General features: G+C 66.4%; 22 protein-coding genes. 10 read left to right on the top strand and 12 right to left on the bottom strand.

Going from position 1 to position 24,802, the window contains the following annotated elements; all coding sequences use genetic code 11:
- Nucleotides 1-17 precede the first annotated feature (17 nt).
- The 3 genes from EP7_RS00110 to EP7_RS00100 form a co-directional block, all read right to left on the bottom strand.
- Nucleotides 18-839: a fatty acid desaturase gene (locus tag EP7_RS00110; protein ID WP_463525505.1), complete on the bottom strand. Its 822-nt coding sequence runs from the start codon at nucleotides 837-839 to the stop codon at nucleotides 18-20.
- Complete coding sequence (locus tag EP7_RS00105; protein ID WP_463525504.1) at nucleotides 817-2,364, bottom strand: phytoene desaturase family protein; 1,548 nt, start codon at nucleotides 2,362-2,364, stop codon at nucleotides 817-819. Before EP7_RS00105 ends, EP7_RS00110 begins: the two co-directional genes overlap by 23 nt.
- Nucleotides 2,365-2,478: 114 nt before the next feature.
- Nucleotides 2,479-3,924, bottom strand: a complete 1,446-nt coding sequence (locus EP7_RS00100; RefSeq protein ID WP_463525503.1) for an alpha/beta hydrolase family protein — start codon at nucleotides 3,922-3,924, stop codon at nucleotides 2,479-2,481.
- A 223-nt stretch (nucleotides 3,925-4,147) separates the two neighbouring features.
- Here EP7_RS00100 and EP7_RS00095 point away from each other — a divergent pair, with 223 nt between their 5' ends.
- The 5 genes from EP7_RS00095 (at nucleotide 4,148) to EP7_RS00075 (ending at nucleotide 8,644) form a co-directional block, all read left to right on the top strand.
- Nucleotides 4,148-4,564, top strand: coding sequence for a YkvA family protein (locus tag EP7_RS00095; RefSeq protein ID WP_463525502.1), 417 nt, complete (start codon nucleotides 4,148-4,150; stop codon nucleotides 4,562-4,564).
- A gap of 153 nt (nucleotides 4,565-4,717) precedes the next feature.
- The gene (locus EP7_RS00090; protein ID WP_463525501.1) at nucleotides 4,718-6,232 is read left to right on the top strand and encodes a S1C family serine protease; all 1,515 of its coding nucleotides are present in this window, start codon (nucleotides 4,718-4,720) and stop codon (nucleotides 6,230-6,232) included.
- A gap of 195 nt (nucleotides 6,233-6,427) precedes the next feature.
- Nucleotides 6,428-7,783: a DUF1501 domain-containing protein gene (locus tag EP7_RS00085; RefSeq protein ID WP_463525500.1), complete on the top strand. Its 1,356-nt coding sequence runs from the start codon at nucleotides 6,428-6,430 to the stop codon at nucleotides 7,781-7,783.
- An 86-nt stretch (nucleotides 7,784-7,869) separates the two neighbouring features.
- A complete protein-coding gene (locus EP7_RS00080; RefSeq protein ID WP_463525498.1) occupies nucleotides 7,870-8,367 on the top strand; it encodes a hypothetical protein in 498 nt (165 codons plus the stop codon).
- Nucleotides 8,360-8,644 (top strand): ParE family toxin-like protein, encoded by a 285-nt coding sequence (locus EP7_RS00075; RefSeq protein ID WP_463525497.1) that lies wholly within the window; start codon nucleotides 8,360-8,362, stop codon nucleotides 8,642-8,644. The genes EP7_RS00080 and EP7_RS00075 overlap by 8 nt, the downstream gene beginning before the upstream one ends.
- Nucleotides 8,645-8,699: 55 nt before the next feature.
- Here the strand turns inward: EP7_RS00075 and EP7_RS00070 are convergent, their stop codons facing one another.
- Nucleotides 8,700-9,224: a hypothetical protein gene (locus EP7_RS00070; protein WP_463525496.1), complete on the bottom strand. Its 525-nt coding sequence runs from the start codon at nucleotides 9,222-9,224 to the stop codon at nucleotides 8,700-8,702.
- Between the two features lie 318 nt (nucleotides 9,225-9,542).
- Here EP7_RS00070 and EP7_RS00065 point away from each other — a divergent pair, with 318 nt between their 5' ends.
- Nucleotides 9,543-10,391, top strand: coding sequence for a class I SAM-dependent methyltransferase (locus EP7_RS00065; RefSeq protein WP_463525495.1), 849 nt, complete (start codon nucleotides 9,543-9,545; stop codon nucleotides 10,389-10,391).
- A gap of 29 nt (nucleotides 10,392-10,420) precedes the next feature.
- On the opposite strand, the gene EP7_RS00060 is transcribed toward EP7_RS00065, so the two are convergent.
- From EP7_RS00060 to EP7_RS00050, 3 genes are all read right to left on the bottom strand, one after another.
- The gene (locus EP7_RS00060) at nucleotides 10,421-10,819 is read right to left on the bottom strand and encodes a contact-dependent growth inhibition system immunity protein (protein WP_463525494.1); all 399 of its coding nucleotides are present in this window, start codon (nucleotides 10,817-10,819) and stop codon (nucleotides 10,421-10,423) included.
- 89 nt (nucleotides 10,820-10,908) lie between these two features.
- Nucleotides 10,909-12,519 carry an acetolactate synthase large subunit gene (locus tag EP7_RS00055; protein WP_463525493.1) on the bottom strand — a complete coding sequence of 537 codons (1,611 nt, stop codon included), beginning with the start codon at nucleotides 12,517-12,519 and terminating at the stop codon, nucleotides 10,909-10,911.
- Nucleotides 12,520-12,916: 397 nt separating this feature from the next.
- On the bottom strand, nucleotides 12,917-13,702 hold the full coding sequence (locus EP7_RS00050) for a hypothetical protein (protein ID WP_463525492.1): 786 nt from the start codon (nucleotides 13,700-13,702) through the stop codon (nucleotides 12,917-12,919).
- 638 nt (nucleotides 13,703-14,340) lie between these two features.
- Here EP7_RS00050 and EP7_RS00045 point away from each other — a divergent pair.
- Nucleotides 14,341-15,066, top strand: a complete 726-nt coding sequence (locus EP7_RS00045; protein ID WP_463525491.1) for an ROK family protein — start codon at nucleotides 14,341-14,343, stop codon at nucleotides 15,064-15,066.
- Nucleotides 15,067-15,467: 401 nt separating this feature from the next.
- On the opposite strand, the gene EP7_RS00040 is transcribed toward EP7_RS00045, so the two are convergent.
- The 3 genes from EP7_RS00040 to EP7_RS00030 form a co-directional block, all read right to left on the bottom strand.
- Nucleotides 15,468-17,210: a hypothetical protein gene (locus EP7_RS00040; protein ID WP_463525490.1), complete on the bottom strand. Its 1,743-nt coding sequence runs from the start codon at nucleotides 17,208-17,210 to the stop codon at nucleotides 15,468-15,470.
- 75 nt (nucleotides 17,211-17,285) lie between these two features.
- Nucleotides 17,286-17,864 (bottom strand): hypothetical protein, encoded by a 579-nt coding sequence (locus EP7_RS00035; RefSeq protein ID WP_463525489.1) that lies wholly within the window; start codon nucleotides 17,862-17,864, stop codon nucleotides 17,286-17,288.
- Between the two features lie 197 nt (nucleotides 17,865-18,061).
- The gene (locus tag EP7_RS00030) at nucleotides 18,062-19,579 is read right to left on the bottom strand and encodes a S1 family peptidase (RefSeq protein ID WP_463525488.1); all 1,518 of its coding nucleotides are present in this window, start codon (nucleotides 19,577-19,579) and stop codon (nucleotides 18,062-18,064) included.
- A 397-nt stretch (nucleotides 19,580-19,976) separates the two neighbouring features.
- Between EP7_RS00030 and EP7_RS00025 the strand changes: the two genes are divergently transcribed.
- From EP7_RS00025 to EP7_RS00015, 3 genes are all read left to right on the top strand, one after another.
- Nucleotides 19,977-21,071: a hypothetical protein gene (locus EP7_RS00025; protein WP_463525487.1), complete on the top strand. Its 1,095-nt coding sequence runs from the start codon at nucleotides 19,977-19,979 to the stop codon at nucleotides 21,069-21,071.
- A 195-nt stretch (nucleotides 21,072-21,266) separates the two neighbouring features.
- Entirely contained in the window at nucleotides 21,267-22,067 is an 801-nt protein-coding gene (gene surE, locus EP7_RS00020) for a 5'/3'-nucleotidase SurE (RefSeq protein ID WP_463525486.1), read from the top strand.
- A gap of 2 nt (nucleotides 22,068-22,069) precedes the next feature.
- Nucleotides 22,070-22,537, top strand: coding sequence for a hypothetical protein (locus EP7_RS00015; protein ID WP_463525485.1), 468 nt, complete (start codon nucleotides 22,070-22,072; stop codon nucleotides 22,535-22,537).
- A 26-nt stretch (nucleotides 22,538-22,563) separates the two neighbouring features.
- Here the strand turns inward: EP7_RS00015 and EP7_RS00010 are convergent, their stop codons facing one another.
- A complete protein-coding gene (locus tag EP7_RS00010; protein WP_463525484.1) occupies nucleotides 22,564-23,154 on the bottom strand; it encodes a Cif family virulence factor in 591 nt (196 codons plus the stop codon).
- 214 nt (nucleotides 23,155-23,368) lie between these two features.
- Nucleotides 23,369-24,802, bottom strand: a complete 1,434-nt coding sequence (dnaA, locus tag EP7_RS00005) for a chromosomal replication initiator protein DnaA (protein ID WP_463525483.1) — start codon at nucleotides 24,800-24,802, stop codon at nucleotides 23,369-23,371.

Raw genomic sequence — 24,802 nt, 5'->3', positions numbered from 1 at the left:
TCTTCCGCCAAGGCCCGTCATGGGACGCGTCGTGGCCTGACGCCGGCCCGACGTAGCAGCGGGTCCAGCCTCCAGGACAGGTCGGGCAGGTTGTGGCTGGGCACTTCGGGGTACAGGTGGTGTTCGAGGTGATACGTCAGCTCCAGGAACAACGCAGGGACGATCCGCCCTCTCAGGGTATGTGTCTGCGTCAGAGGCGTGTCTCCATAGTGTCGGTGCGGCAGGTGGACTGTCAGGAGCGGATAGACCCAACTGCCGACGATTACCAGGCTGGCGTACGCCAGCACGGCCGGCGTCCGGGGCAGGAGCCAGAGACCGGCGGCCGGGACGGCGAGGGCCCAGGCCGCCTCGGCGACCAGCCATCGCCTCGTCGCGCCTCCCGGCCGGCTGCGGGCGTAGGCCCAGCACCAGAGCCTGGGCAAGAACAGCGGCCCCCAGAGGATCGATTCGAGCAGGCTCATCCGTGCAGGGGCGCCCTCCGGGTCGTCGGGCCCGGGGAACACGCGGTGGTGTCGCAGATGGGTGGCTCGATAAGCATGGCCGCTCTCCAGCAAGACGGCACCCGTGGCGAACAGGGCCCACTCGGTTTGCCGCCGCGAGAGGCCTAGCGACCCATGGACAACGTCGTGCGTCACGTTTACCACGGCCACGAAGACCAAGAACACGAGGAAGGGGGCCAGCCACCAAAGGCCGATGTAGGCCGCCAGCGCGTACCCGGCGAGGCAGACGAATGGCCTGGCCAGGGCGAGACGCCGCTGCGAGGGTGTCGACATGAGGAGGTCCCCGCCGATCGCCTCCAGGCTGGGCAACTCCGGGTCAGCGTGTGTCGAGGCCGGCATATGCGGCTCCTCGGCCCCGGGCGGTCCTGGAATGGAGAGAGGGACGGCGGCGGATCACGCCCGCCAGCACGCCCTCGGCGACGTGGCGACTGCCCAGGCAGCAGGCGACGGTCCCCAGGCCTGGCCAGGTGCTATCCCCCACCAGCCAGTAGCCGGGCACGCCTGGATTGTTCGCGAGGGCGTGTTGGTTTGTGTTACCGAGGGTCTGCCGCGCGCCCCCCACTGCGCCTCGCGGCCTCCCGGTGAACCGCTCGTAAGTCCTGGGAGTGGCGACCTCGCAGACGACGGCGTCCCGGCCCAACCCGGGATAGACTCGCCCGGCGAGAGCGATGAGACGCTCGCCGATCTCGCGCTTGCGCGTCCGGTAGGTTTCGGGCGAGAGGCCTTCCCATGACCCCAGATCGCAGTGCGTCGAGATCATCACGACGCGAGACCCTTCCGGGGCACTGTCGGTGTCACCCGCGGCGGATACGGAGATGAACATGTTGTTCCCGTCGCCCAGCGGGCGGGAGTAGTCCTGCAAGAGTTGATGGTGGGTGAACTCCTGGCCTGCCACCTCGGCCTCGGGGACGCCGAGGAAGACGACCACGGCCCCGCCCAGCGCTGCCACATCGCGGCGAAGGTAAGGCGCCAGCGCCTCCGAGACCGGTCCGGGACCCAGCCTGGCCGCCAGGGTCGCGGGGACGGCGGCGACAACCTGATCGGCCTCGATGACGCCGCGACGGGTCGAGACACGATAGGAACCCTTATGTCCTTCGACCCGATCGACCGGGCAGCCGACTCGTAAGTCTCCGCCGAGGTGGCGGTAGCCTGCGATCAGGCCCTGCCAGAACCCACGCATTCCGCCTCTGGCCCGCGTCAGGCCGGCGCCTCGGATCGTGATCCCCAGCGCAGCGTTGATCAGTGGCGCCTCGGCCACCGAGCTATGGACCGTATCCTCGACGAGCATCCCCAGCAGGCCGACCAGCGCCCGATCGCCCTCAAGGCCGTACGCCCGGAGCGCATCGGTCAGCGTCCAGCTCAGGTAGCGAACCAGGGGCAATCCGCCGGGTCCAATCGCACTCGCGGCGCGGGCCACATCGGGCAAGCCGCGAATCGGCAGCCTGACCCCGCGCCGACTGGCTCGCCAGAACACGTCCGCCAGTCGGTCGAGGAGCCGCCAGAACGAGCGATGAGCCGGCGTATCGCCGAGCATACGGAGCCGCTCCAGGGACCATGTGGCCGGGTCTCGATGCAGCGTCACCGTGCGGTCGGGCAGCCAGGCGACGTAGCCGGGCAGAAGCTCGCCCTCGATCGGCTCCATCCCGACGCTCTCGAGCAATTCAGCACCGACGCCGCCGGGGCCGAAGTCGACGAGCGTGGTAGCCCCCACATCGAAGGAGAAGCCCTTGCGCCGGTAGAAGCCGGCGCAGCCGCCCGGTTGTCCGTGCGCTTCGAGGACGACCGTCGAGAGCCCAGACGCCTGGAGCCGCGCCGCCGTCGCCATCCCGGCGATCCCTCCGCCAATGATCGCCACGTCGTACATCGGCCCTCCCGGAAAGCCCGCCCCCGACGTGTCGTCCGCGCGTCCCAACGGATGAGAAGCGAGCGGTCTCGCCCTATGAGGATGAGCCCGTGCTGTCGCGCGAGGTTCGCGCCATCAGGGCAGACCCTTGAACCACTCGATCGCCTTCGGAATCCCCTCTTCGATCATCGGCGTGTAGTGGTCGCCGGTGGGGACGGTGACGAGGGTGACGGGCTCTCCGGCGGCCTTGCGACGCTCGGCGAAGGCCTCGGTCTCGGCGGCGGGGACGTTGGTGTCGTCCAGGGCGTGGAAGAGGAACAGGGGGCAGGTGAGCTTCGATTCGCCGGCGGCGGGTGAGTAGCGCTGGAAGAGGTCGCCCAGGCTCGCCCTGGTGAGGGTGTCGACGATCCCGGGGCCCAGGCGGCCGGCCACGTCGACGCACGGGGCGTAGGCGGCGCAGGCTCGGATGCGGGGCTCGTTCTCGGCGAGGAGCAGGGCCATCGTCCCGGCCGAGCTGTGGCCGGCCGCATACAGGCGGCCCGGGTCGACCTGCGGGATCTGCGCCAGGGCATATTCCAGCGCCACGTGCGCATTGACCAGGCCCGCGCGGGCTCGCAGGAACACGACGGCGTTGGTCACGAACTGGAGGTTGCCCTCGCCCTCGTTCTCGGTCGCGGCGCCGTCCAGCTCATAGGCCACCACGGCGTACCCCGCGTTCACATAAGGGACATGCTCGGGGTGGCCCCGGCCTGGGTCGTCGCCCAGGTCGTTGCCCGTCACGAGGTTGCTGCCGGCCGGGGCGATGAAGACGCACGGCAGTGATCGGTCGGCATGATCGCCGGCGGGCAGGTAGACCCAGAGCTTGCCGGTCAGGCCAGGCCCCGAGTCCTTCGCAGGTCCGTTGCCCAGGCGGACTTCGCGGAAGATGACCCCGGGCGCAATCTCGCGACCGGGGCCGGGCGGGTCGAAGCGGGGCAGGGGGTACTCGGTGTTGGCGGCGTTGGCCAGGTTGGCCTTCATCAGCATCTGTTCGACGGACATCGGCTGCACCGGGCCCTCGGCGTCGACGGGCATCGGGGGGGCGGCGCCGGGCATCGGCGGAAAGTCCTGCCGCCCCTGCTGCATCGGGCCGTTGACGTTGAACCGGGCGGGGCGGTTCCCCCCGCGGTTGAACCTGAAATAGACCCGGGCGCCGATCAAGGCGAGGACGACCAGGCCCATCGCCGCCTTCTTCAGCAATGCGGAGCCCTTCGAGTCGTCCAGGCTGGTCCGGCCCGGATTGGGGGCGGGGCGGAACGACCCGGGCGAGGTGCCTCCCGACGCCGCCTGTCCCGGTCCGGGCCGCGTCGCCCAGCCGGCCGGCGCCCTGGACGGGCCGGGTGCGGGAGCGGGAGTGGCGGCGGGGGCGGGTTCATCCAGGTCGTAGCCGAAGTCGGCCGCCGGCTCGTCGCGCCCCAGCTCCATCAGGGTCGGGATGCGTATCTCCTGCTCGCACTTCTTGCAGTCGGTGGTCTTGCCCGCGTGAGAGTCCTCGACCCGATATTTCTTGCCGCACCACTCACAACGGAAGTCGATGCTCATCGCCGCCCGCCCCTTCGATACGATGCACGTTCCCCGGCCGTCGCGGGGTCCACTCATTCACGGTACGTCAGACGCGGCCCCCGTGTCGATCGGATGCGGGATCGGCGCCCGTCCGCCGGCCTTTTTTTGCGTTCGAACATTCGTGCCCGCCCATCGAAGAACCTGGTAGGGTGTTGATGCGCGTTCGCGGACCAGGGCCCGGCCGGGGCAGGGGGGCGGCTCGATGATGACGAATCGACTGGCGGGGTGGTGGGACGAGGGGCGAGCCCGGTTTCGCGCCGAGGATTATGTGGGCGTCGACGCCGAGGCCAACGAGCGCGCCGTGCGCGACGGCTTCGCGGCCAAGGCACGCCGGTTCCTGAAGCACCTGCCGATGGCCGGCGAGGTCGTGGCCATGTATTTCTGCATGCTCGACGCACGGACCCCGTTCTGGGTCAAGGCGACCGTCGCTGGCGCCCTGGCCTACTTCGTGCTGCCCGCCGACGCCATCCCCGACTTCCTGCCGGTCGTCGGCATGGGCGACGACATGGGCATCCTGGCGGCCACCTTCACCGCCGTCTCGGCCCACATCAACGACGACCACCGGGCCCGCGCCAACTCCTGGATCCGGGACGAGCAGATCAACACCGCCGCGTCCTGAGCGACCTCGGGCCGTCCCCGGCGATTTCAAGGGGGCGGCTCGTGTCCGACGCGCCTCGGGGCGGCTACAATGCCGGCCGCCCCGGAGGCCCGACCGCACGTCAACGGATCGACGTGGACGGGGCCACGGGGCTCCACCCGGGAGCCCTCGATGATGCGGAACGCGACCCCGTTGCTCGCCCTTGCCTTCACCTTCGCGGCGATCTTCGCCCCAGCCAGGGCGGGCGCCGACGACGCCGGCGAGGGGGCCATCCGCGACTCGGTCGTCAAGGTCTACGCGACCATGAGGTCGCCCGACCCCCTGCGGCCCTGGACCAAGGCCAGCCCCCGCGAGGGGAGCGGCACCGGCGTCGTCATCGAGGGCAAGCGCATCCTCACCAATGCGCACGTCGTCCTCTACGCCAGCCAGGTCTTCGTCCAGCCCCACCAGTCGGGCCAGAAGGTCTCCGCCACCGTCGAGTCGATCGCCCCCGGCATCGACCTGGCCGTCCTGAAGCTCGACGACGAGTCGTTCTTCGACAAACGGCCCCCCTTGAAGCGAGTCGCCGAGCTGCCCGAGGTCAAGGACAGCGTGGTCGTTTATGGATACCCCACCGGCGGAGACAGCCTCTCCGTCACCAAGGGGATCGTCTCGCGCATCGAGTTCACCGGCTACAACAACCAGACCTCGGGCCTGCGCATCCAGGTCGATGCCGCCATCAACCCCGGCAACAGCGGCGGCCCCGCCCTGGTCAATGACGCCATGATCGGCCTGGCCTTCAGCCGCCTGGGAACCGCCGACAACATCGGCTACATCATCCCCACCGAGGAGGTCGACCTCTTCCTCAAGGACGTCGCCGACGGCAAGTACGAAGGCAAGCCCGCCTTCTTCGACTCCTACCAGACCCTGGAAAACCCCGCCCTCCGCGCCAAGCTCAAGCTCCCCCCCGGCACCGAGGGCATGGTCGTCAAGGACCCCGCCGAGGACGTCGGCTCGACTCTGAAGACCTGGGACGTCATCACCAAGGTCGGCGACCGCGAGGTCGACAGCGTCGGCAAGGTCAAGGCGGGCAAGAACCTCCGCCTCGACTTCCGCTACGCCGTGCAGTCCCTGGCCAAGGACGGCAAGGTCACCGTCTCGGTGGTCCGCGACGGCAAGCCGATGGAGATCGACCTCCCCGTCCAGCCGCGCCGGCCCTTGCTGGTGGAGAGCCTCGACGGCTCCTACCCCTCCTACTTCGTCTGGGGCCCCCTGGTTTTCTCCCCCGCCTCGTCCGAGCTGCTCAGCAGCCTCGACCGGCAAGGGGGGTTCATGGGCTTCATGGCCGCCATCGGCAGCCCGCTCGCCACCCGCCGCGGCGACCAGCCCAAGTTCCCCGGCGAGGAGCTGGTGATGATCTCGTCGCCCCTCTTCCCCCACAAGGTCAGCAAGGGCTACTCCAACCCGCTCACCAAGGTGGTCAAGAAGGTCGACGACATCTCCATCAAGAACCTCGAGCATCTCGTCGAGGTCCTCCGCGACGGCAAGTCCGAGTTCGTCACCATCGAGTTCGACGACCGCAGCTCCGAGATCCTCGTCTTCAACCGCAAGGAAGTCGCCGAAGCCACCGAGGAGATCCTCAGCGACAACGGCGTCCGCCGCCAGAGTTCCGACGACATCGCCCCCATCTGGTCCAAGAAGGCCGACTGACCCGCGCCCGCCCTTGACACGCCGGGCTCATCGGAAGACATTTGTAGGAATAAGAGCGGTCCCCGCCCGGGAGTCGCGGAAAACGGGGACCGGCTCCGCGGCGAAGCGCAGGTCCCATCCCCCGTTTCCCGGCGGGGATGGTACGTTCAGGCGAGAGACGCTCGAGTTTTCCTCGCGCACGCCCGGAGCCGTCCCATGCTCAAGATCTCCGGAGAGGCCGCCCGGCACTGCGACGGCCTGACCCGCCGCAGCTTCCTCCAGGTCGGGACCCTCGGCCTGGGCGGCCTGGCCCTGCCCGACCTGCTTCGCCTCAGGGCTCAGGCCGGTGCCGCCGCCCACCCGCGCAGCGTCATCCTCTTCTGGCTCAGCGGCGGCCCCGGTCACATGGAGACCTGGGACCCCAAGCCCGACGCCCCCGCCGGCTACCGCGGCCCCTTCGGCGCCATCAAGACCTCGGTCCCCGGCGTCCACTTCGGCGAGCTGATGCCCGAGCTGGCCGGCCGCATGGACCGGCTCGCGGTCCTCCGCACAGTCAACCACGGCTCGGGCGACCACACCAAGGGCAACCACTGGATGCTCACCGGCCACGAAGGCCCCGCCTTCAACGCCCCCGACAACACCGTCCAGCGCCGCCCCTCCATCGGCTCGGCCGTCGCCCGCCTACGCGACTCACGCCAGCCCGGCATGCCCACCTACGTCGCCGTCCCCCACCTCCGAGGCGGCACCGACAACCTCTTCCACTACGCGGCCTACCTCGGCGGCGCCTCCAATCCCTTCGTCGTCGAGTCCGACCCCAACGACTCGAAGTACGGCGTCAAGAACCTCCGCCTGCCCGCGGGCCTGACCCTCGACCGCCTGCAAGACCGTCGCAAGATGCTCGCCGCCATGGACCAGGTGCGCCGCGACGCCGACCCCAAGCTCCGCGACCTCGACGCCTACAACCAGCGCGCCTTCGACATGCTCACCGGCGACGCCGTGACCAGGGCCTTCGACATCGACCGCGAAGACCCCAGGCTCCGCGACCGCTACGGCCGCCACACCTTCGGCCAGAGCGCCCTGCTCGCCCGCCGCCTCGTCGAGGCCGGAACCCCCTTCGTCACCGTCAACTGCGTCCCCTGGGACCACCACGGCACGGCCCCCCAGCTCAAGACCGAGGAAGGGGCCAACAAGCTCATCCCCCCCCTCGATCGAGCCATCGCTTCCCTCATCGACGACCTCGTCGACCGTGGCCTCTACGACTCCACCCTCGTCGTCGCCATGGGCGAGTTCGGCCGGACCCCCCGCATGAACAAGGACGCCGGCCGCGACCACTGGGGCAAGGCCTTCAGCGTCCTGATGGGCAGCGGGTCGTGGAAGATGGGCCAGGTCATCGGCCGCACCAGCGAACGAGGCGAGTACGTCAACGACCGCCCCATCAACCCCCAGGACGTCGCCGCCACCATCTACCACTACCTCGGCATCGACGCCCGCTCCACCGCCTTCGACGACCGAACCCGCCGCCCCACCTACCTCATCGACGCCGGAGAACCCATCAGGGAACTGTTCAGCTAATCTCGGATAATGTGCCGGAACATCCATCTCGATGCAATTTCGAGAAGAGGGCCCGTCGCCCCGGTTGCTGCCGAAGGAATTGCCCCATGTCTAGCCTCATGATCGATTACGGCGAGATGCGTCTGGAACAGAGTCGGCATGAGGCGGGGTGGTTCAGACGTAAAGCGGCCTTCGAATCGATGGTTGGTGACTACTTGCATGTCATGAAAGGCATGCTCGTCGGTCGTAACGCGATGTACGCCGAGATCGAAGAGATCGAGGCCGAGATCTATGAGGCGATTTACAAAGGAACGATTCCCGACGCGGCAGATGCGGCGGAGCGCATCGCCAAGCTATACGCCGATTGGCTCGTCATGGCCAACGAATTGCTCGACATCATCGCTCAATCCTCACTCCGAGCGCGATTCGAGGAAGCCTTCAATGCTGATCTCGCAAAACTCAAGTCCAACGTCGTCATCGCGGCAGGCGTGCCGCTGAGCGACGAGCATTTCTTCCAAGCCCCCCAATTTTCCGCGCTCGAAGACCAGGCCTTCCGTGCCATCTCCGCCGGCGAGACAGAGCCGATGGAGCAGTTTGGTGATTGAAGATCGCCGGACCAAAGACTCCAAAACCAGGTTCAACAAGCTCCCCCCGCGCATCCAGAAACTCGCCAGGGCGACCTACGACCTCTTCAAGATCAATCCCTCACACAGCTCCCTGCACCATAAGCCAATCTCCAAATCAAAACATCCCACCTACGAGAAGAACAGCCATTCCGTGCGGATCGGGGCGACCTACCGAGCGCTCTACGGCCGCGTCGGCGATCTCCGAGTCTGGTACTGGATCGGGTCGCATGAGGAATACAACAACATCGTCGGATGATCCGGCCGACGCCGGGAACGTCTTGCGAATCGTCCCCACCCGGTCGTCCCGCCGCTCATCGCCCCAGAGACCGATAAGCGGCCTCATGCTGGCCCCAGCTCCAGCGGATCGCGTCGCGAATCGCCGGATCCAGCTCGCGCGGAGAGGCCGCCGGTTCGTTCGCGGCGGCGGTCGGCGACGACTCGTCCATCTGCGAGGCCCCGGCGACGTCGCGATAGATCCGCAGCGTCTCCGCGCCTTCGACGGGGATGCCCCGCTCCCGGCACTCCTCGACGAGGTCGAGTAAGGGGGCCGCCGTCTCGATCCACTGGGCGTACATCCGCCGCCCCGCGGCCAGCAGCGAGCGAGCGTCCTCGCCGACGACCTGGTCATCCTGAACGAGGCGGCGGGCCTCGGCATCGAGCTCGGCGACCAGCAGGAACAGTCCGTTGTGGCGCGACACCATCGCGCCGACAACTTCGGAAACACCGCGAGGTTCCCCCTGGTTGCCGGCCACCCCTCCCTGTCGGCGGAACCACGAGAGGGCCTCAACGGTCCCGCCCAGTTCCCGATCGGCGAAGTGGTGTCTGAGGGCGCTCATGGTGGCCTCGTGGGCGGACGGTTCGCGTCGATCTTTCACGAGCATGCGACGGGTCTGGCTCAATTCTAACACCTTCCGCGGCCGCGTCCCATCAGGCGCGTCGCCCTCGTCGGTCACTCGGCGTTTGCGGGTCGATGACTCAACGAGGGATGGCGTTACTCTCGTCCGCCGTCTATCCCCGTGGGCGGCAGGACCATAGCATGTGGACCAGTCGGCCACAGGCGGCGCATTGTTGCTGATTTGAGTCGTTCGTCGGATCGCGGGGCCGCACAGGGGGGGCCTCGATCCGACCCGCTGACATCTTCGAAGGGATCCCGCGTGGACGAAGCCGAATTCATCGCCAGCCAGATGGCCCTGTATGCCGCGTGCCCCGATGTCCAGGTGATCCAGACCCGGATGCGGCTCCAACTCGTCCGTGGATGGCGGATTCCCGAAGGGGCGAGGGTGCTGGAGGTCGGCTGCGGGCAGGGCGACATGACCGCCGTGCTGGCCCATGTGGTCGGCAGCTCGGGCCGGGTGACCGCGATCGATAACGCGGACCCGGACTACGGGGGGCCCGTGACGGTCGGGAGGTCGGCCGAGCACCTGTCGGAATCAGCCCTCGGACCTCGGATCGCGTTCCATTACGGCTACGACCTGCTCGACGAGGCGAACGGCTTCCCGCCCGACTCGTTCGACTATGTCGTCTTCGCCCACTGCTCCTGGTACTTCGGCTCGCTCGACCAGCTCCGCCGGTCGCTGGCCCGCGTCCGACCCTGGGCCTCGACGTTGTGCTTCGCGGAGTGGGACCTGGAACCTCGCTCGATCGACCAGGTAGCCCACATGCTGGCCGTCCTGATCCAGGGGCAGGTCGAGGCCTACCAGACCGACAGCGACGCCAACGTCCGATCGCCGTTCTCCGGGTCCACCCTGAGGGGGCTCCTGGGCGAGACGGATTGGTCGATCGCCTCGGACGAGTCCATCGACACGGGACCACTCCACGATGGTCGCTGGGAGATCGACCGTTGCCTCGAAACCTCGACGGACGAGGCCGAGGGATTGGACCTGCCGCAGAAGCTCGTCGACCTCATCGGTAGCCAGACCGAGATCCTCGGCCTGCTCGCGGAAAAGCACGGATCGCGCTCGCTCCCGTCGTACTCGATCGTCGCCTCGAAGAGCCTCGCGTGAGGGATGGCCCTGGACGGCAAGAACAGCTTCTAAATGAGATCGGCGTTCCTGCGGATCAACCCGATGTCTGCAATTGTTTCATTGTCCAATTCAAGCTCATCGAGGCCTGCAAAAATCGCAGATAGCTCTGTTTTCAGGTCGGCGTTTCGATTCCAGAACCCCGCGACCACGTTCCGGAGCGACGCGAGCAGCTCCCCGTCATACAGCTCGCCAGCGAGCGGGTTCCTTCTGAGATGTCGAATCGCAACAGGAATTACGTAATCAGGGAAGAGATTCTGGCGGCACGATCGAGCTACGTCAGCGATGGATAGATCGGCGAGGGGGACGTCCCGAATTGACCGATACCACTCATCTAACGCAGAAGTCGCACCGTCGCTCGACAGGTACCTTTCCAAAGATCGCAAACTTCGACGATCGGAATGACTCATAAGCCCTCCCATTGGGGAACGAAAACGGGGACATTCGCGCCTGCCGATTGTCCCCGTTTTGCTTACGCTGATCTGTCTCGTCCCCGGCCTCAGCGTGTCTTGTGGACATACGCTTCGAGTGCATTCCACTCGTTCGGGGTGCGAACCTGGCACTCGATGAGCTGCGGCCCCTTCGCGGCGAGCGCGGCCTCGAAACGTTGGTGGAACTCCTCGGCCGTTCCCGCCCGGGTTGCGGGCACGCCGAGGCCGGTCGCGAGGTTCACCCAGTCGAGCGTCGGATTGTTCAGGTCCAGCATCGAGTTCATCTTCGCGTTCGTCTCGCCTTCGCGAACCCGCTCCATCTCCAGGCCGAGGATGGCGTAGGCGTTGTTCTTCAGGACGATGATGATGACGTCGGCCTTCTCCCGCGCCATCGACCAGAGCGACTGGATAGTATACATGCCGCTGCCGTCGGCCTGGAGGAGGACGACCTTCCGGTCGGGGCAGGCGATCGCCGCGCCGAGGGCGGTGGGGCCACCGCCGCCGATCGCACCGCCGTTGACGGGGTTGAGAAGGTCGTGCGGCCGCGCCCCTTTGGTCGCCCCGAAGATGGGCGGGCCGTTCGTGGCCGCTTCGTCGACGACGATCGCATGGTCCGGCAGCAACACGCAGAGCGACTGCCCGATCGCCGCCGCCGTCAGCTCCCCGGAAGGCGGTTGCGCCTGCGTCCGAGGCTGAGGGATTGCCGCCGCGCCGGTTGCGCCGGCCGCCTCCGCGAGTGACCGGAGCGCCGCCTCGAGATCATCGCCCGCCGAGGCCATCGCGAACAGGTCGCACCCCGGAGGGCTCTTGTAGGTCGGCTTGTTCCTGTAGGCGAAGGTTGCGACGGGGAAGCCGGCGCCGACGAAAACCAGCTGCTCGAACGACTCCAGGAACTTGACGCCGATCTCGTACTCATATGGGATCGGGTCGACGGCAGGTCGCCCCTCGCCGCGCGACAGGTATCGCGACGGAAACGTCTCGGCCATGAGGACCGCGCCGGTCCTGGCGGCGATGCGCCCGGCGAACTCCAGCGCCTCTCCTTGCAGCGCCAGATTGCCCAGCACCAGGCCGGTCTTCTTGCCGTTCGCGAGCAACCCGGCGGCATGCGCGATCGCCTCAGGCGCCACCCGGGGCCGCCCTGTGGGGTGAGCCGAAGGCAGCGTCGGCGGCGGCATGGCGTCTCCCCAGTGATAGTCGTTGGGAGCCACGATGGTGCAGACCTTGCCCGTCTTCGCCAGCGCGGCCGCCTCAGCTCCGAGCTCGCCCAGGTGAGAGGCGCTCCGCGCCTCGCCGCACCAGTGCGACACCGCCCGGGCGAGGTCCGACGCGCGACCATTGACCAGCTCGTGCTCGGGGAAATTGGCCTGGTGGTACGAGGCGTTCACGCCCACGACGTTGACGAGTGGGGTATTGGCCCGGGAAGCGTTGTGCAGCATGGCGATGCCATTGGCAAACCCGCAGGCAACATGCAGCAGCGTGAAGGCCGGAGCCCCCTTCATGCGCCCGTAGCCGTCCGCCGCGCCGGTGACGACGTCCTCTTGCAAACACAGGACGGGACGCACCGCGTCGGTCAACCCCATCTCGTAGACCAGCTGCATCTCGGACGTGCCGGGGTTCGCGAAGCACGTCGTGATCCCCGCGTCCACCAGCGACTTGAACAAGCTCTGGGCCCCGTTCATGGCGGTCTCCCGGATTCAGGACAGGGCGTCAGTTCACCACCGACTTGCGACGATATTACCGCAAGCCCGAGGCGATGAACGGCATGATCCGACCCATTTCCGGGCCACACCTCACCCGAATCGATCGCAGTTTAATCGTAGAATGGAAATAGATAGATTATTCGATAGAAAATGCTATCACATGGCATTCCCGGGCCGGCGGTTGCAGGCCGACGGGAAAGCCAGGCGACGAAGGCGTCGTCGTCGTGGGGCCTGATGAGGGCCTCGGCGGGTCCGTCTCCGCCGTTGAAGACGAAGTCGTTGGCGGCCGAGGTCCGTGCGGTGCTTGGCTTGCCGGAAGATGGGAGAAAGGGGTTCATCCAGCTCAACGCCAAACGTCCGATTCCCCCTGCGTCAATCAAGCCGCGAGGGCGGCGGGAGGCCGGTGCGACGGGGATCGACTTCGGCCTGTCCTGCTCGGGCGGCTCATGAGCCAGATTGCCCCCAGGCCCACGGTTGAGAGGATGAGCGAGGCCGGCTCGGGCACGGCGGTGATGGTCGACGTCACGCTCACCGAGAAGTTGAATGAGCTGATGCCCCCGCCGAAGCTAAGGACGTGCGTCTCGCCCACTTCCAGGGGGGACAACATGAGCCAGTATCCGCCCGCCACCGCGATCCCCGAGTCGCCCGTCGGCACGCCGAACGGGTTGCCGGCCGCCGCCGAGTAGGAGAAGGCCGGGGATTGCTCGCGATGGTCGAACAGATTCGGGACCTCAACCCCGTCGATGCTGGCGTGGAGCGAGTCGACCTGATCCACGATCGCGTTGACCTCGGCGCGGACCTGTGCCTCGGTCAGACTGAAGTCCCCAAGCTCGAGTTGCGACAGCTCGACGACCAGCAGCGGCACCAGGAGGAATTTGCCGGCGGGGACGTTGAAGGTCCGGGTCGCCTCGGACCCGGCCGTGCCGGCGAGGAAGAAGACGGGGCCCGACTGATTGAGGTTGGCGTCGGCGCCGGTCGGATCCGTGAATGGATCCCCGGGTGACGAAAATCCGAGCGCCCATCGCCACCAATCGGCCGTATATTCGCCGATCGGCTTGCCGTCGACGATGCTGTGCGGCGGCAGGACATCGGCCGCGGCGACGCCGCAGGAAAGCGATGCCAGGCAGACGGTCAGCGGCCCGAGGATGGCATTCGTTCGCATCGGGGGGGCTCCTGGGATCGTGAGACCGATCGGGATGGCACTTCCATCCGCGGTCAGTCTCGCCGATTCGATGTCGCAACCTTTCTCCATGATATTGATGAATGAACGCAAGGAAAATATCTTGAGGCGACCGATTTATTGTCCGGGGCAATCGCCTGGCCGCGCGGAGCATCTCCGGGGGATTTTGGTCGGCGGCGATACTCGACGGAGTTTCCGGAGGAATGTCATGAAATGATCGGGCGTCTCGTTCGTCGAAATGATCGTCAGCGAACGGCTCCGCGCCCTTCGGACGGGCCGACATGGATTGACGAAGATGGAAAGCTTGTGGAAGACCTGGGGACATCGGCGATCCGGTCGCAGGGCCGGTGGTCCGAATCACTGGATATCGCAATGTCATGAACATCCTGAACTGGCTAACATAGCGCAATCGCCTTGGCCGAGGACCGAGTCGAATGGGACCGGTGGGGCGTCTGATCGGGCTTCAGGTTTGCCGGCCGCCCCGAACTCGCCTTTTTTCCTTGGATTCGGGAATGCGTCCGGTGTCCAATGCATGTCATGGACAGTCGGGTGAGGTCCCGGACATCGAAGTCAACGCTCCTCTGGGAAATCCCGGTCCAAACTTGTGGGAGGAGCCCTCGATGAAGATCCTGGTCATTGACATCGGTGGAACAAACGTCAAGTTGCTCGCCTCGGGACACGAGGAGCCGCGAAAATTCCCGTCCGGTCCGGAGCTAACCCCGGAACTGATGGTCGCGGGCGTCCTGTCGGCGACGAAGGACTGGGAATACGAAGCGGTCTCGATCGGTTTTCCGGGGCCGGTTCTTTGCGGTCAACCGATGGCGGAACCCGTCAACCTCGGTCCCGGGTGGATGGGGTTTGACTTCGAGCCCGCATTCGGCGTCCCCGTCAAGGTCATCAACGACGCGGCCATTCAGGCCCTGGGGAGTTACCAAGGCGGGAAGATGCTGTTTCTCGGCCTGGGCACCGGCCTTGGCGCCACCGTGATCATGAACGGAGTCATCGAACCGCTGGAGCTTGGCCGGTTCCATTACAAGAAGAGCACGCTGGAGCACTACGTGGGGAACGCGGGGTTGAAGCGGCAGGGGCGGAAGAAATGGCAGCGCCGAGTTGAGGAAGTCGTGGAGCGCATTGTTGCAGCCCTCAAACCCGACGACGTCGTTCTCGGTGGCGGAAATGCCAAGAAGCTGAAACCGCTTCCTCCCGGCACTCGGCCGGGTGCCAACGCCAACGCGTTCCTCGGGGGATTTCGGCTCTGGGAAGGGGAACCGGTCAAGTCGCCGGTGTCCTCCTCAGGGCCGGACAATGCGCCAGCGGCATGGCCTGTCACGACTGACGCGAGCTGATCGAGTGGCCAATCTTGCTCTCACCTCACCAAAGGAAAAGTTGAATGTCCCGAATGCTATTAAGCTAAGACGTAAATTGCTCAAAAATCGAGACTTGCGTCGAGTCGCTGTGTTTAGCTCCGGGCAGGCTCTGTGGCCTACCGGGGGCGAAATCCCCAGCCTCCGCGACGCTCGGTCTCGACGAGGTTGGGGCGTGAACCCTACGTCTCGGACGTAAGCCAGGGCATGACAATCCTTTGCACCTTAGCTTAATGACATTCTTGAATGTCCCAGTTTCCATTTTCTTCATGAAACCGATGAATGATCGTAAGGAAAATATCTTGAATCAAATCATTTATTGCCGGGGTCAATCGCCCGGCTCAGAGCGAAAGCCCGACGGCGCGACGTCGTGATGCGTATTTTCAGGGCGTCTCGGGAGCCCTCCGCTTCGAGAGGCCCCGCCCCGCTCCCAGCAGCGCCCGCCCCTTGGCTATCGGGATCGTTTGCAGCTCCGCCCATTCCGAAACCTTCTCGGCAAGGATCGAGGTCGCCAACGCTTCGGCGATCTCCTCGGCCGCCCCGGCGATCTCGAAGGCCTGGCGTGCATCTTGAGGGAACGAGCTGAGCGTCTTCGATGCACCTGCCAGGTCACCCGATTTCGCCTGGCTCATCGCGATCGCCCTGCCCAAGCGTAATTTCAGACCGTTGAACGATGTGTCGATGAGTCCGTAAGTCGCGAAGGCGGCATCCGCCCCCTCAACGTCGATCTGGGCCAGGCCAATCTCCCCCAGGACGACCATTCGCCCTGTTCTGTCCTCGATCGACCGGGCCGATCGGAGTGCCCGGCCGAGGAGTTCGCGGGCCGATTTGGTGTCGCCGGCCTTTGCCAGAACGATCGCGACCGCCGCCTGGAAGTTCGGCAAATTGTGCCGAGGGGTATCGGGCCCGCCTACGACTGCGCGACGTAGCGACTGGATCACCGTCGAGATGTCGGCCTGCTCCAGTAGGCTGAGCGACTCGTTCGCGAGGGCCTTGCCGGCAGACAGGTCGCCCGTCTCCACCAGAGCCGATGCGATCCGACAGATCAGGCCAGCCTTCGCGGACGTATTCAGGACGGTGCGTGCCGCCGCGCGAGCCTGATCGAGCCGCTTCTTGGCGCCGGGCCGGTCCCCGGCGGCTGTCCGAGCCCGCGCCATTGCGAGATAACTTTCGGCCCTCTCCATCGGCTCAAGGATCCGCCCCGCAGTCCGCGTCGCCTCCTCCGGCGAGCCCTGTGAGTCCTGGAGTCGAGCGATCTGGGACAGCGCAAATGAGAGGCTCGCCCTTGCCCGCAGGCCGAACCAGGAGGCCCAGAGGTCGAGCAGACGCAGGCCCCCGGTGCTGTCCCCAACTCTCGCCCGCCCTATCGCCATATGCGCCAAAGTCCCGGCTTTCTCCAATTCATCCTCGATGGCCGCCCCCGCGATCAGCGAAGCCTTGACAGTCACCTCACTCGCCTCGTGGTCACTCATCTGCCATTGGACGAGCGCAATCGTGGCGAGGGACAAGGCTTTGTTCATGCCCGCTTCCCTCGAATTGCGAGGCAGGATGGGTGGGAGTTCCTCGGCGGCGGACAAGGCCAACTGGATCAGCTTCTCGGCCGCATCCTTCCGGCCAATGGATGAGAGAGCAGCCGCGATCCGCGCCCAAGCATCCACCCTGGCGGCCGGCCTGGATAGGCCGGCCGCCTCGACGGCCGCTCGGCGGAGTGTCTCTACTGCCTGCGTCATTCCTCCAGCCTTGGACTGCGGCTGCGCGGTCAAGATGTTGCAATCGATCTTCCACGGGAGAGTGATATCCGGCCTAAGTGGCAAGGCATTGACAAGCCGATCTGCCGCCATTAAGTCGCCGGCCGCCGCCTCCGCAATTGCGACGTCGCGTAGCAAGGTGGCGCGAGAGAAAAAGTCATCAATTCCGTCACTCGGCAGAGACTCGCCTATCTGGCGTGCTTGTCGCAGGAGGTCGGCATAGCCCACGGATGGCTCGGCGGCGGGGAGTCGACTCGCAATTCCCATCGCAGAAATCAACGACCATGTTATAAACGCGTTTACGAATGATTTAATCATCTCCACAGAGTCCGTTCCAGACAGTGAAAAAGAGGACATTCTACTTGGTTGGCAGGCCAAGGGCAGACCAAAACAGAGTTGAAATGTCCCCTTTCCCTTACTTCACGGCATGATCCTCGACCGGTCCTTCCGGTCTTACAGGGGAGTTGGCCTGAGGACCAGGGGGCCCATGCTGATGTTGAAGGCCAGGCGGCCGCCGATGGGGCTGGGGGTCGTGATGGACCGGATGAGGTTCGGGCCGAAGTGGACTCCGGCGCGGCCGGCTCCCTGGGTGCCGGCGTAGGCTCCGGTCCCCTCGGAAATGGAGGCGGTCAGTGGCACTCGGCGGCCGGGGATCGGGCTGCTGCCGTCGTTGCCGGTCAGGTGCACGGTGATGCTGCCCTTGGCGTTGGTCAGCGTCACCCGGCCCACGATTCCCTGGCCCCCGATGGTGAAGCCGCCGAAGCTGATCGTCCCGGTCATCGTCACGCGGCCCAGGCCCGTCACCCGGCCGATCGCGTTCACGTCGACCCGATACGGCTCGTCCGCCGGGCGATTGTCCAGCCCGCTGGCGAAGTATCGGCCCGCGAGCGACCCGGCGACCGTCGGGCGCGGCGTGGGGGCCTTGTGGAGAGAGCCGATCGCTGCCTGCGGGGATTGGATGCCCGAGCTCAGCGCCAGCCGCATCTCGAGGTCCTCGGAACCGGGCCGGAACGCATGCGTCTTGGTGTACATCGAAAGGACACTCCGCCGGATGGAACAAAGGGGGGACGACCGCAAGGGAAACCGCTCCGGACACGCCGGCAGCGAAGTTCCTGCATGCACAGTCGTAAGCCACTTGTTTAATCCGACACCGGACGCCGCACAATTCGGTGATTTTTCTTCAAGGAGGGGAAGCAGGAGAAATTCCATTTCTGAAATAACATGTTCTTTCATCTTTGTGTGCGATAAGGCAGAAATGCATTCAGCCATTTCAGGCTGGGAGGGAGGGTCGGATTACGGGCGAGGAATTCGGGGATTCGGCCGGTTACGTCAGGGTCATCGGGCATGATCTCCGCAGCCATTTCGATATCCTCGAGCGCCCCGCGCGAGTCTCCGAGGCGCTCCTTCGAGCTGGCACGTCGCCCGAGAAGCCTCGCGACATCGAGATTGTCGAGCGCGACGTGGGGTCCCTCGAGGAGGGCACGGTCGAGAGAGGCGATGTTCGCCCTCAGGGAAGCCGCGTCCCCCGTGCCGAGGAAATGGAAGTAGTTCGAGTCCGCAAGAAGAATCCGCGGCCCGAGGAACCAATCCGTATTCCTAAAATCGGAATAGTGGAAGGATTCATCATTCAATAAAATGATCGAGCATTTCGCGTAGAAGATAAGTCGATTTGCGAGCTGGATTCGCCGGGCGGTCGATGTTGTGTCCCATTCTCGATCAGTGATCTCGTACAGGGCCCGGCACATCCTCAGGTAGGCCGCCCCATAATCTGGCTTTATGGCAATCGCGGCTTGGCTGAGGCGGATGGATTCGCTATAGCTACCATCCTCCCACAATGACTCGCCTTTGACGGAGAGCCGGACGGTGCGCCGCAACCCGGCCAGGACGCGGTCCCGCTCCCGCTCGATCGCAAGATACTCGGGAGAGTGGTCGAGGTTCGCCGGTCTCTCGATCTCGTGATAGCGGAGGATTTTCCGGATTACATCCACCCTCATCTCTTCGGCCCATTCGCCGTTGCCTGCGCGACTATCTAGATTTATCGACGCGAGTGCCACGACCTTGCCGCTGACGAGGAAAATCGGCGAGCCGCTCGTGCCGTCGAGGCCGTCGTTGGTGGCCCGGACCCAGTGGCGTGATGATGGTTTCGCGGCCTCGTCTGGGATCCGTCCCGGACCGTAGCCGATGGATCGCGTGAGGGTCTCGGTGTAGGACGCGGGAGTTCGGCCCGTCTTCGAATATCCGATCGTTGCAACGGGCGTGTCTGCCAGCGTATGCAACTCTGCGTCGCCGGCCAGGGTGCATTCCACGGGCAGATCGGGCCCGCCGCCGGCCAGGTGGACGACGGCGACGTCGTCGGTGGGGTAGACGAGGTCGCCGTCGCCGGGGTACTGCGACGCCTCGTGCAGGCCGAGGTCGAAGCGGCGCAGCGTATCCGGCGAATACCAGATCCGGTCGATTTTGTAGCGGAAAACTTCCCCGTTGCGGATGGCGACCAGGCTCGCGTAATTGATCGAGTCATCGGCAACATGTGCGGCGGTCGCGAGCAGCCGATGCTTACGTGAGATGAGGAAGGCAGAACCGATCCTATGCGCGGGTCGCGGATCGCCGTCCGGTGGGATGGCGACGATCTCGAAGACCGCCGGTGCGACGCTCGATCTCGCGCGGTCGAATTCGGACTCCGGGATCCTGGCGGCTGAGCTCGCGACGCCATATGTACCGCCTCGGGTCAATACGCCGATCGGCGCCAACTCGCCGGCCCCGCGGAGTTGCGCGAATGAAATCAGGATGATCGTGATAAAGGACACAATAAGCTTCCCGAGAGAGGGACAAGGGACCAGAAACTCGTCCCTTAATACGAAACCTATAAGGTCTGGGCCAGCATTCTTGGGTTAGGCCAGGACCGCGATGGATCGGTCCTATTCCCCGTCCATTCTATTGCCTCAATTTAGCCGGCCCGATCGGACTATGTCACCCGCCCGGAAAATTCGGCCTATTTTCTTTATTTAGCGTAGACGAACTTGTGGGTCTGGGGATAATAGCGGAGTTAGGCTAGGTGATGGCGCGATGCTGCGTCTCCTTTGGCCTGACTGCCACCGGTGTTGAACTCGCTCGAATAAGCACCTCCCAAGGAAGCGACGCAGCCCCATGGGTACGACTGCCACCAGCCAGAGGCGCATCGACGCCAATCGCCGCAATGCCGCGCTCAGCACGGGGCCCAGGACGGCCGAGGGGAAGGCGAAGTCTCGGCGAAACAGCCTGGTTCATGGGCTGGCCGGGGCGGGGGTGGTGCTTTTTGAGCGCGAGACCGAGGCTCTGCGGGTTCGGGCCGAGGAGTGCCGCGAGGCTCTGGGGCCGGTTGATGCGTTCGAAGGGGTGCTCGTCGAGACGGTCGCGGCGGAGAGCCTGCGAGTCGAGCGGTGCAGGGCCGAAGAGCGGCTGGCCCGCGATTTCAGGGCCCGTCGGGCCGAGCATTGCTGGGAGGATGAGCGCAAGGCCGCCATTGCCCGCGAGGCGCGTTCTTTAGCCGCTCGGCCGGCGGAGACGGCGATGGGACTGGCGTCGTCGGCGCCGGGGTGCGACTGGCTGATCGACCGCTGGAAGATGCTGGGGTATGCCCTGGACTGCAACGGCGGATGGACCGAGGCCCAGCAGTCGCTGGCGCTGGACATGCTGGGGATCGACCCCGACTTGCGCGAGCTGCCCAGCCCGCTGGATGACGTCGACGGGCCGGACGGGCTCGCGTTCCGGTTCGAGCTGGTCGAGAACCAGCTCGGGCGGCTGATGGATCGCAAGGAGAGCGTGCTCGACGCGATCGAGGCCGAGATGCGCGAGGCGGCGATGCAGGGCCTGGACGTGGTGGCCGACCCGACGCTGACCCTGATCCGCCGCTACGAGACGGCCAGCCTGCGGCGGATGCGGTGGGCGATGGACCTGCTGAGCCAGGGGAAAGCGCGAGCGAGCGGCCAGGACAAGGAGCCGGCCGAGCCGGCCAGCCAGCCCGAGGCCCGCGCCGAACGAACCCAACGCGAGGGGCCGAATCTGGCCGATCGGGGCAAATTCGCCGCGGCGATGCCGGCCACGGTCGGGATTCAGGCCGGGGCCGAACCGCTGCAGGACGCCTCACCGAACGGGGCGGGTGCCGGGGACACGAATTTGAAGCCCAAGTCTCGCAATTCACGCAAGTTGCGGCAGTCCAATGAGCGTCGCAGGATGGCCGCGGCGTCGCTGCTCTCCTGCTGAGTGCGTCGGACCTTCGCGGGTCGTCCCGTTCTTTGGCAATCCGGTGAACCCGGGGCCCGCCGGTCGATTGACGGCGCCCCGGCGCGGACGTACGATCCCCTGCGGGTGACCGCCCGGCGTGCCGAGGATCCGTGCGGCGCCTTCGCCCTTCGATTCGACCCGAACCCCTTGCCCGTTGCCGTATTGGAGGTGCCCGTGCGCATCCTGCTGACCAACGACGACGGCGTGTTCGCCCCCGGCCTGCGCGCCATGCGCAAAGAGCTGCTGAAGCTCGGCGAGGTCATCGTGGTGGCCCCGCATGCCGAGCAGAGCGGCGTCGGCCACTCGATCACCCTGCTCGAGCCCCTGGTCGTCAAGACGGTCGACGAGGAAGACGGCTCGACCCTGGGCTACATGGTCGAGGGGAGCCCCGCCGACAGCGTGAAGCTGGCCGTGCTGGAGCTGATGGACCGGCCCCCCGACCTGATCGTCTCGGGCATCAACGCCGGTGCCAACGCGGGCATCAACGTGCTCTACTCGGGCACGGTGGCCGCCGCCATCGAGGGGGCCTTCTTCAAGATCACCAGCGTGGCGGTCTCGCTGGAGCTGGCCGAGCACTTCGACTACCCCTACGCCGCCCGCCACGCCGCCGACGTCATCCGCCGGATCGTGGCCAACGAGCCCCCCGCCGGCTCGCTTTTTAATGTGAACATCCCTTCACATTCCAGGGGCGAGACCAAGGGGGTGCGGGTGGTGCCGATGGGCGTGGGCCGCTACGGCGAGGGCTTCGAGCGCCGCCGCGACCCGCGCGGGCGCACCTATTACTGGATGACCTACGCCCCCCCCTACCACCTGGAAGGGCCGGTGACCGACGTGACCAGCCTGTCCGAGGGCTACATCACCGTCACGCCGCTGCACTTCGACCTGACCCGCTACGACCGCCTGGACGAGACGAGCAAGTGGGACTGGTCCGGGGCCCCCGGCCCGACCCAGCCCGACCCCAAGACGAAGGCCTGATCATGCGTATCGAGATGCGACGGGCCGGCCCCTGGCTGGCCCTCGCCCCCGGGCTGGCCCTGCTGCTGGCCTGCGGCTGCGACGAGCCCAAGAAGCCCAAGACGCGGCAGATCCTGGGCAAGACCACCCAAGACATCCGCCAGGTCGAGCCCGAGGTGAAGGACGCCGGCGCCCGGGTCATCCGCAAGCCGACGATCACCGCCAAGGACCCGATCACGCTCTCGGGCAACGCCTACACCAGCATCATCGGCCAGACGTCAATCCTGATCATCCAGGATGCGATGAACAAGTACCAGGCCTTGAATGATGCCTATCCCAAGGACTTCGCCGAGTTCAAGCGGGACATCGTCGAGGCCAACGGCATCCGCCTGCCGGTCCTGCCCTACTACCAGGAGTACGGCTACGACGACAAGACGCACTCGCTGGTGGTGCTGGAGTATCCCGACCGCAAGGACCAGCCGCAGCAGTAGCCCTTCAGGCGCCCGGCCCGTCCCGACTACCGGGACGGGCGCAGGAGCGCCCCGAGGCTCACGCCCCGGATCGGCGTGATCCGGTTGACCTTCCAGACGCCCGGGGTCGTCTCGCGGAATCCCAGGTCCCACCGCGAGTCGAGCGAGCCGAAGTTCAGGTCGGCCGTCGACGTGGGGAAGGTGCCGCTGGCCACGACCCGGAACTCGGCCCTCCCCCGGCGCGTGTGGGCGCCCGACTCGGCCTCCAGCTGATTGACCCGCACGAAGTCGAACCGGGCGTTCTCCAGCTGCGACAGCAGGGCGTCGATGCGCCCCCCCTCGATGAGCGTCCGGTCGTTCTGGACCAGCCTGACGTCGGGGGTCAGGTGCGAGGTCACCCGGCTGAGGTCCCCCGCCTCGACGGCCGAGGCCAGGTCGTAGACGACCGCCTCGATCCGCTCGTTGTCGGTAACCCAGGCCCATTCCACCGCCAGGAAGAGCAGGGCCAGGCCCGCCGCCACCAGCGCCCGGATGAGATACTCCCCCTGCTGCGTCACCCGCAGGGCGATCAGGAAGCCGGCCGCGATCAGCCCAAGCAGCCCGACCAGGGGCCATGGGTCTTCCGAGAGATACGTCATCGTCGAGCCGTCTCCGCGTCGAGCGTCGGTCGAGGGGCAGGGACGGCCTCCGCCTTCGGGCCGGCCGTCCCGTGATGGGACCAGCATCTTAAACGGCCGACGCGTCGTATGGGAGGTGCAAGGCGTCGCCTTCCGGCAAGATCGCGCCGCCCTGGGTGCAAAATCACCGAGGGCCGCTGGGACGATGGTGTCAGGCCCGTCCAGCCCGCCCGGCTCAGATCCCCAGGGTCCGCTCCAGGCTGGAGAAGATGTCGGCCACCGACTCGAACCCGGCCAGCAGCCGGACCCGCCGGGCGTCGAGCATCCAGGCGTTCACCTTCTTCTCGGCCGCGATCACGGTCGAGTGGTTCCGCCCGCCGAAGAACCGGCCGATCTCGCTGTAGGCGGCCCCCGCGTGCTTGCGGGCCAGCGTCATCGCGATCATCCGCGGGTACGTCACCGCGTGGGCCCGGCTCGACGACCGGAGCGCCTCGGCCTCGACCTGGAAGAGCTGGCAGACGACCCGCTCGACATCCTTCAGGGCCACCGCCTGCGACGTGTGCCGGATCGTGTCCCGCAGCGCCGTCCTGGCCAGGGTCAGGTCGATCCGCCGGCCGACCAGCAGGGCATGCGCGATCAGGCTGTGCAACGCCCCCTCGAGCTCACGCACGCTGGAGCGAACATGCTCTGCGATATACGCGATCACGACGTCGGGTACGTCCACACCCCGGGCCGCCGCCTTCGCCTTGAGGATCCCCCTGCGATTGACGGGGTCGGGGGCGTCGAGCTTGACGACCATCCCGCCCACGAACCTGGTGGCCAACTCGTCGGACAGCTTGGGGATCTGCCTCGGGTGCTGGTCGCAGGCCATCACGACCAGGGCCCCCTCGGCAACCAGGGCGTTGAACGTATGAAGGAACTCGTCCTGCGTCGCCCGCTTCGCGGCCAAGAAGTGGACGTCGTCCACGATCAGGGCACCCGCGCCTCGATACCTGGCCCGGAAGGCGGGCAGGGTGCCCGACCGCATGGCGTCGAGGAAGTCATTCGTGAACCCCTCGGCCGTCAGGTGCACCACCTTCAGGCCCGGATGCCTCTGCCTGAGCGCCCCGGCGATCCCTTCCAGAAGGTGTGTCTTGCCCAGGCCGACCCCACCATGCAGCACCAGCGGGTTGAACGAGGCCCCCTCGGACACGACCGCCTCGCGGGCCGCGGCCAGGGCCAGCTTGTTGCCCGGCCCCGCCACGAAGTCGTCGAGCTTCCGCCCCGGCCGTCCCTGGCCCCTGGGCCGCTCGCGGGGGGCCGAATTGGGCCCCGGATTCTTCGGAGGGTTGGCCGAAGGTGCGGCCACCGGATGACTTGGAGCGGTGGGCCTGACCTCGATCGGGGTCGGATCGATGACCTCGGCGTGCCTGGGCTCGGCCTCGTCGCGCACCCGGACATCGAGCCGCAAGGTCCGCCCGGTGACGGCGTGGCCGGCCTCGATGAGGTTCTCGGCGAAGTGCCCCTGGATCCACTCGCGGGAGAAGGCGCTCGGCACGGCGACGTCGAGCGAGTCGCCCTCGACCCCGAACCGGACCCCATCGCCGAACCAGAGCCCGAACTTCGCCTCGCCCAGCCGCTCGGCCACCGCGGCCCGCAACGTGGTCTCAACACCGGCCAAGTCCGCCAT

It is taken from the genome of Isosphaeraceae bacterium EP7 (assembly GCA_038400315.1).
GTDB lineage: Bacteria > Planctomycetota > Planctomycetia > Isosphaerales > Isosphaeraceae > EP7.
Note: the sequence above shows the minus strand (reverse complement) of the source record. Positions and strands in the feature narration are given on the sequence as shown.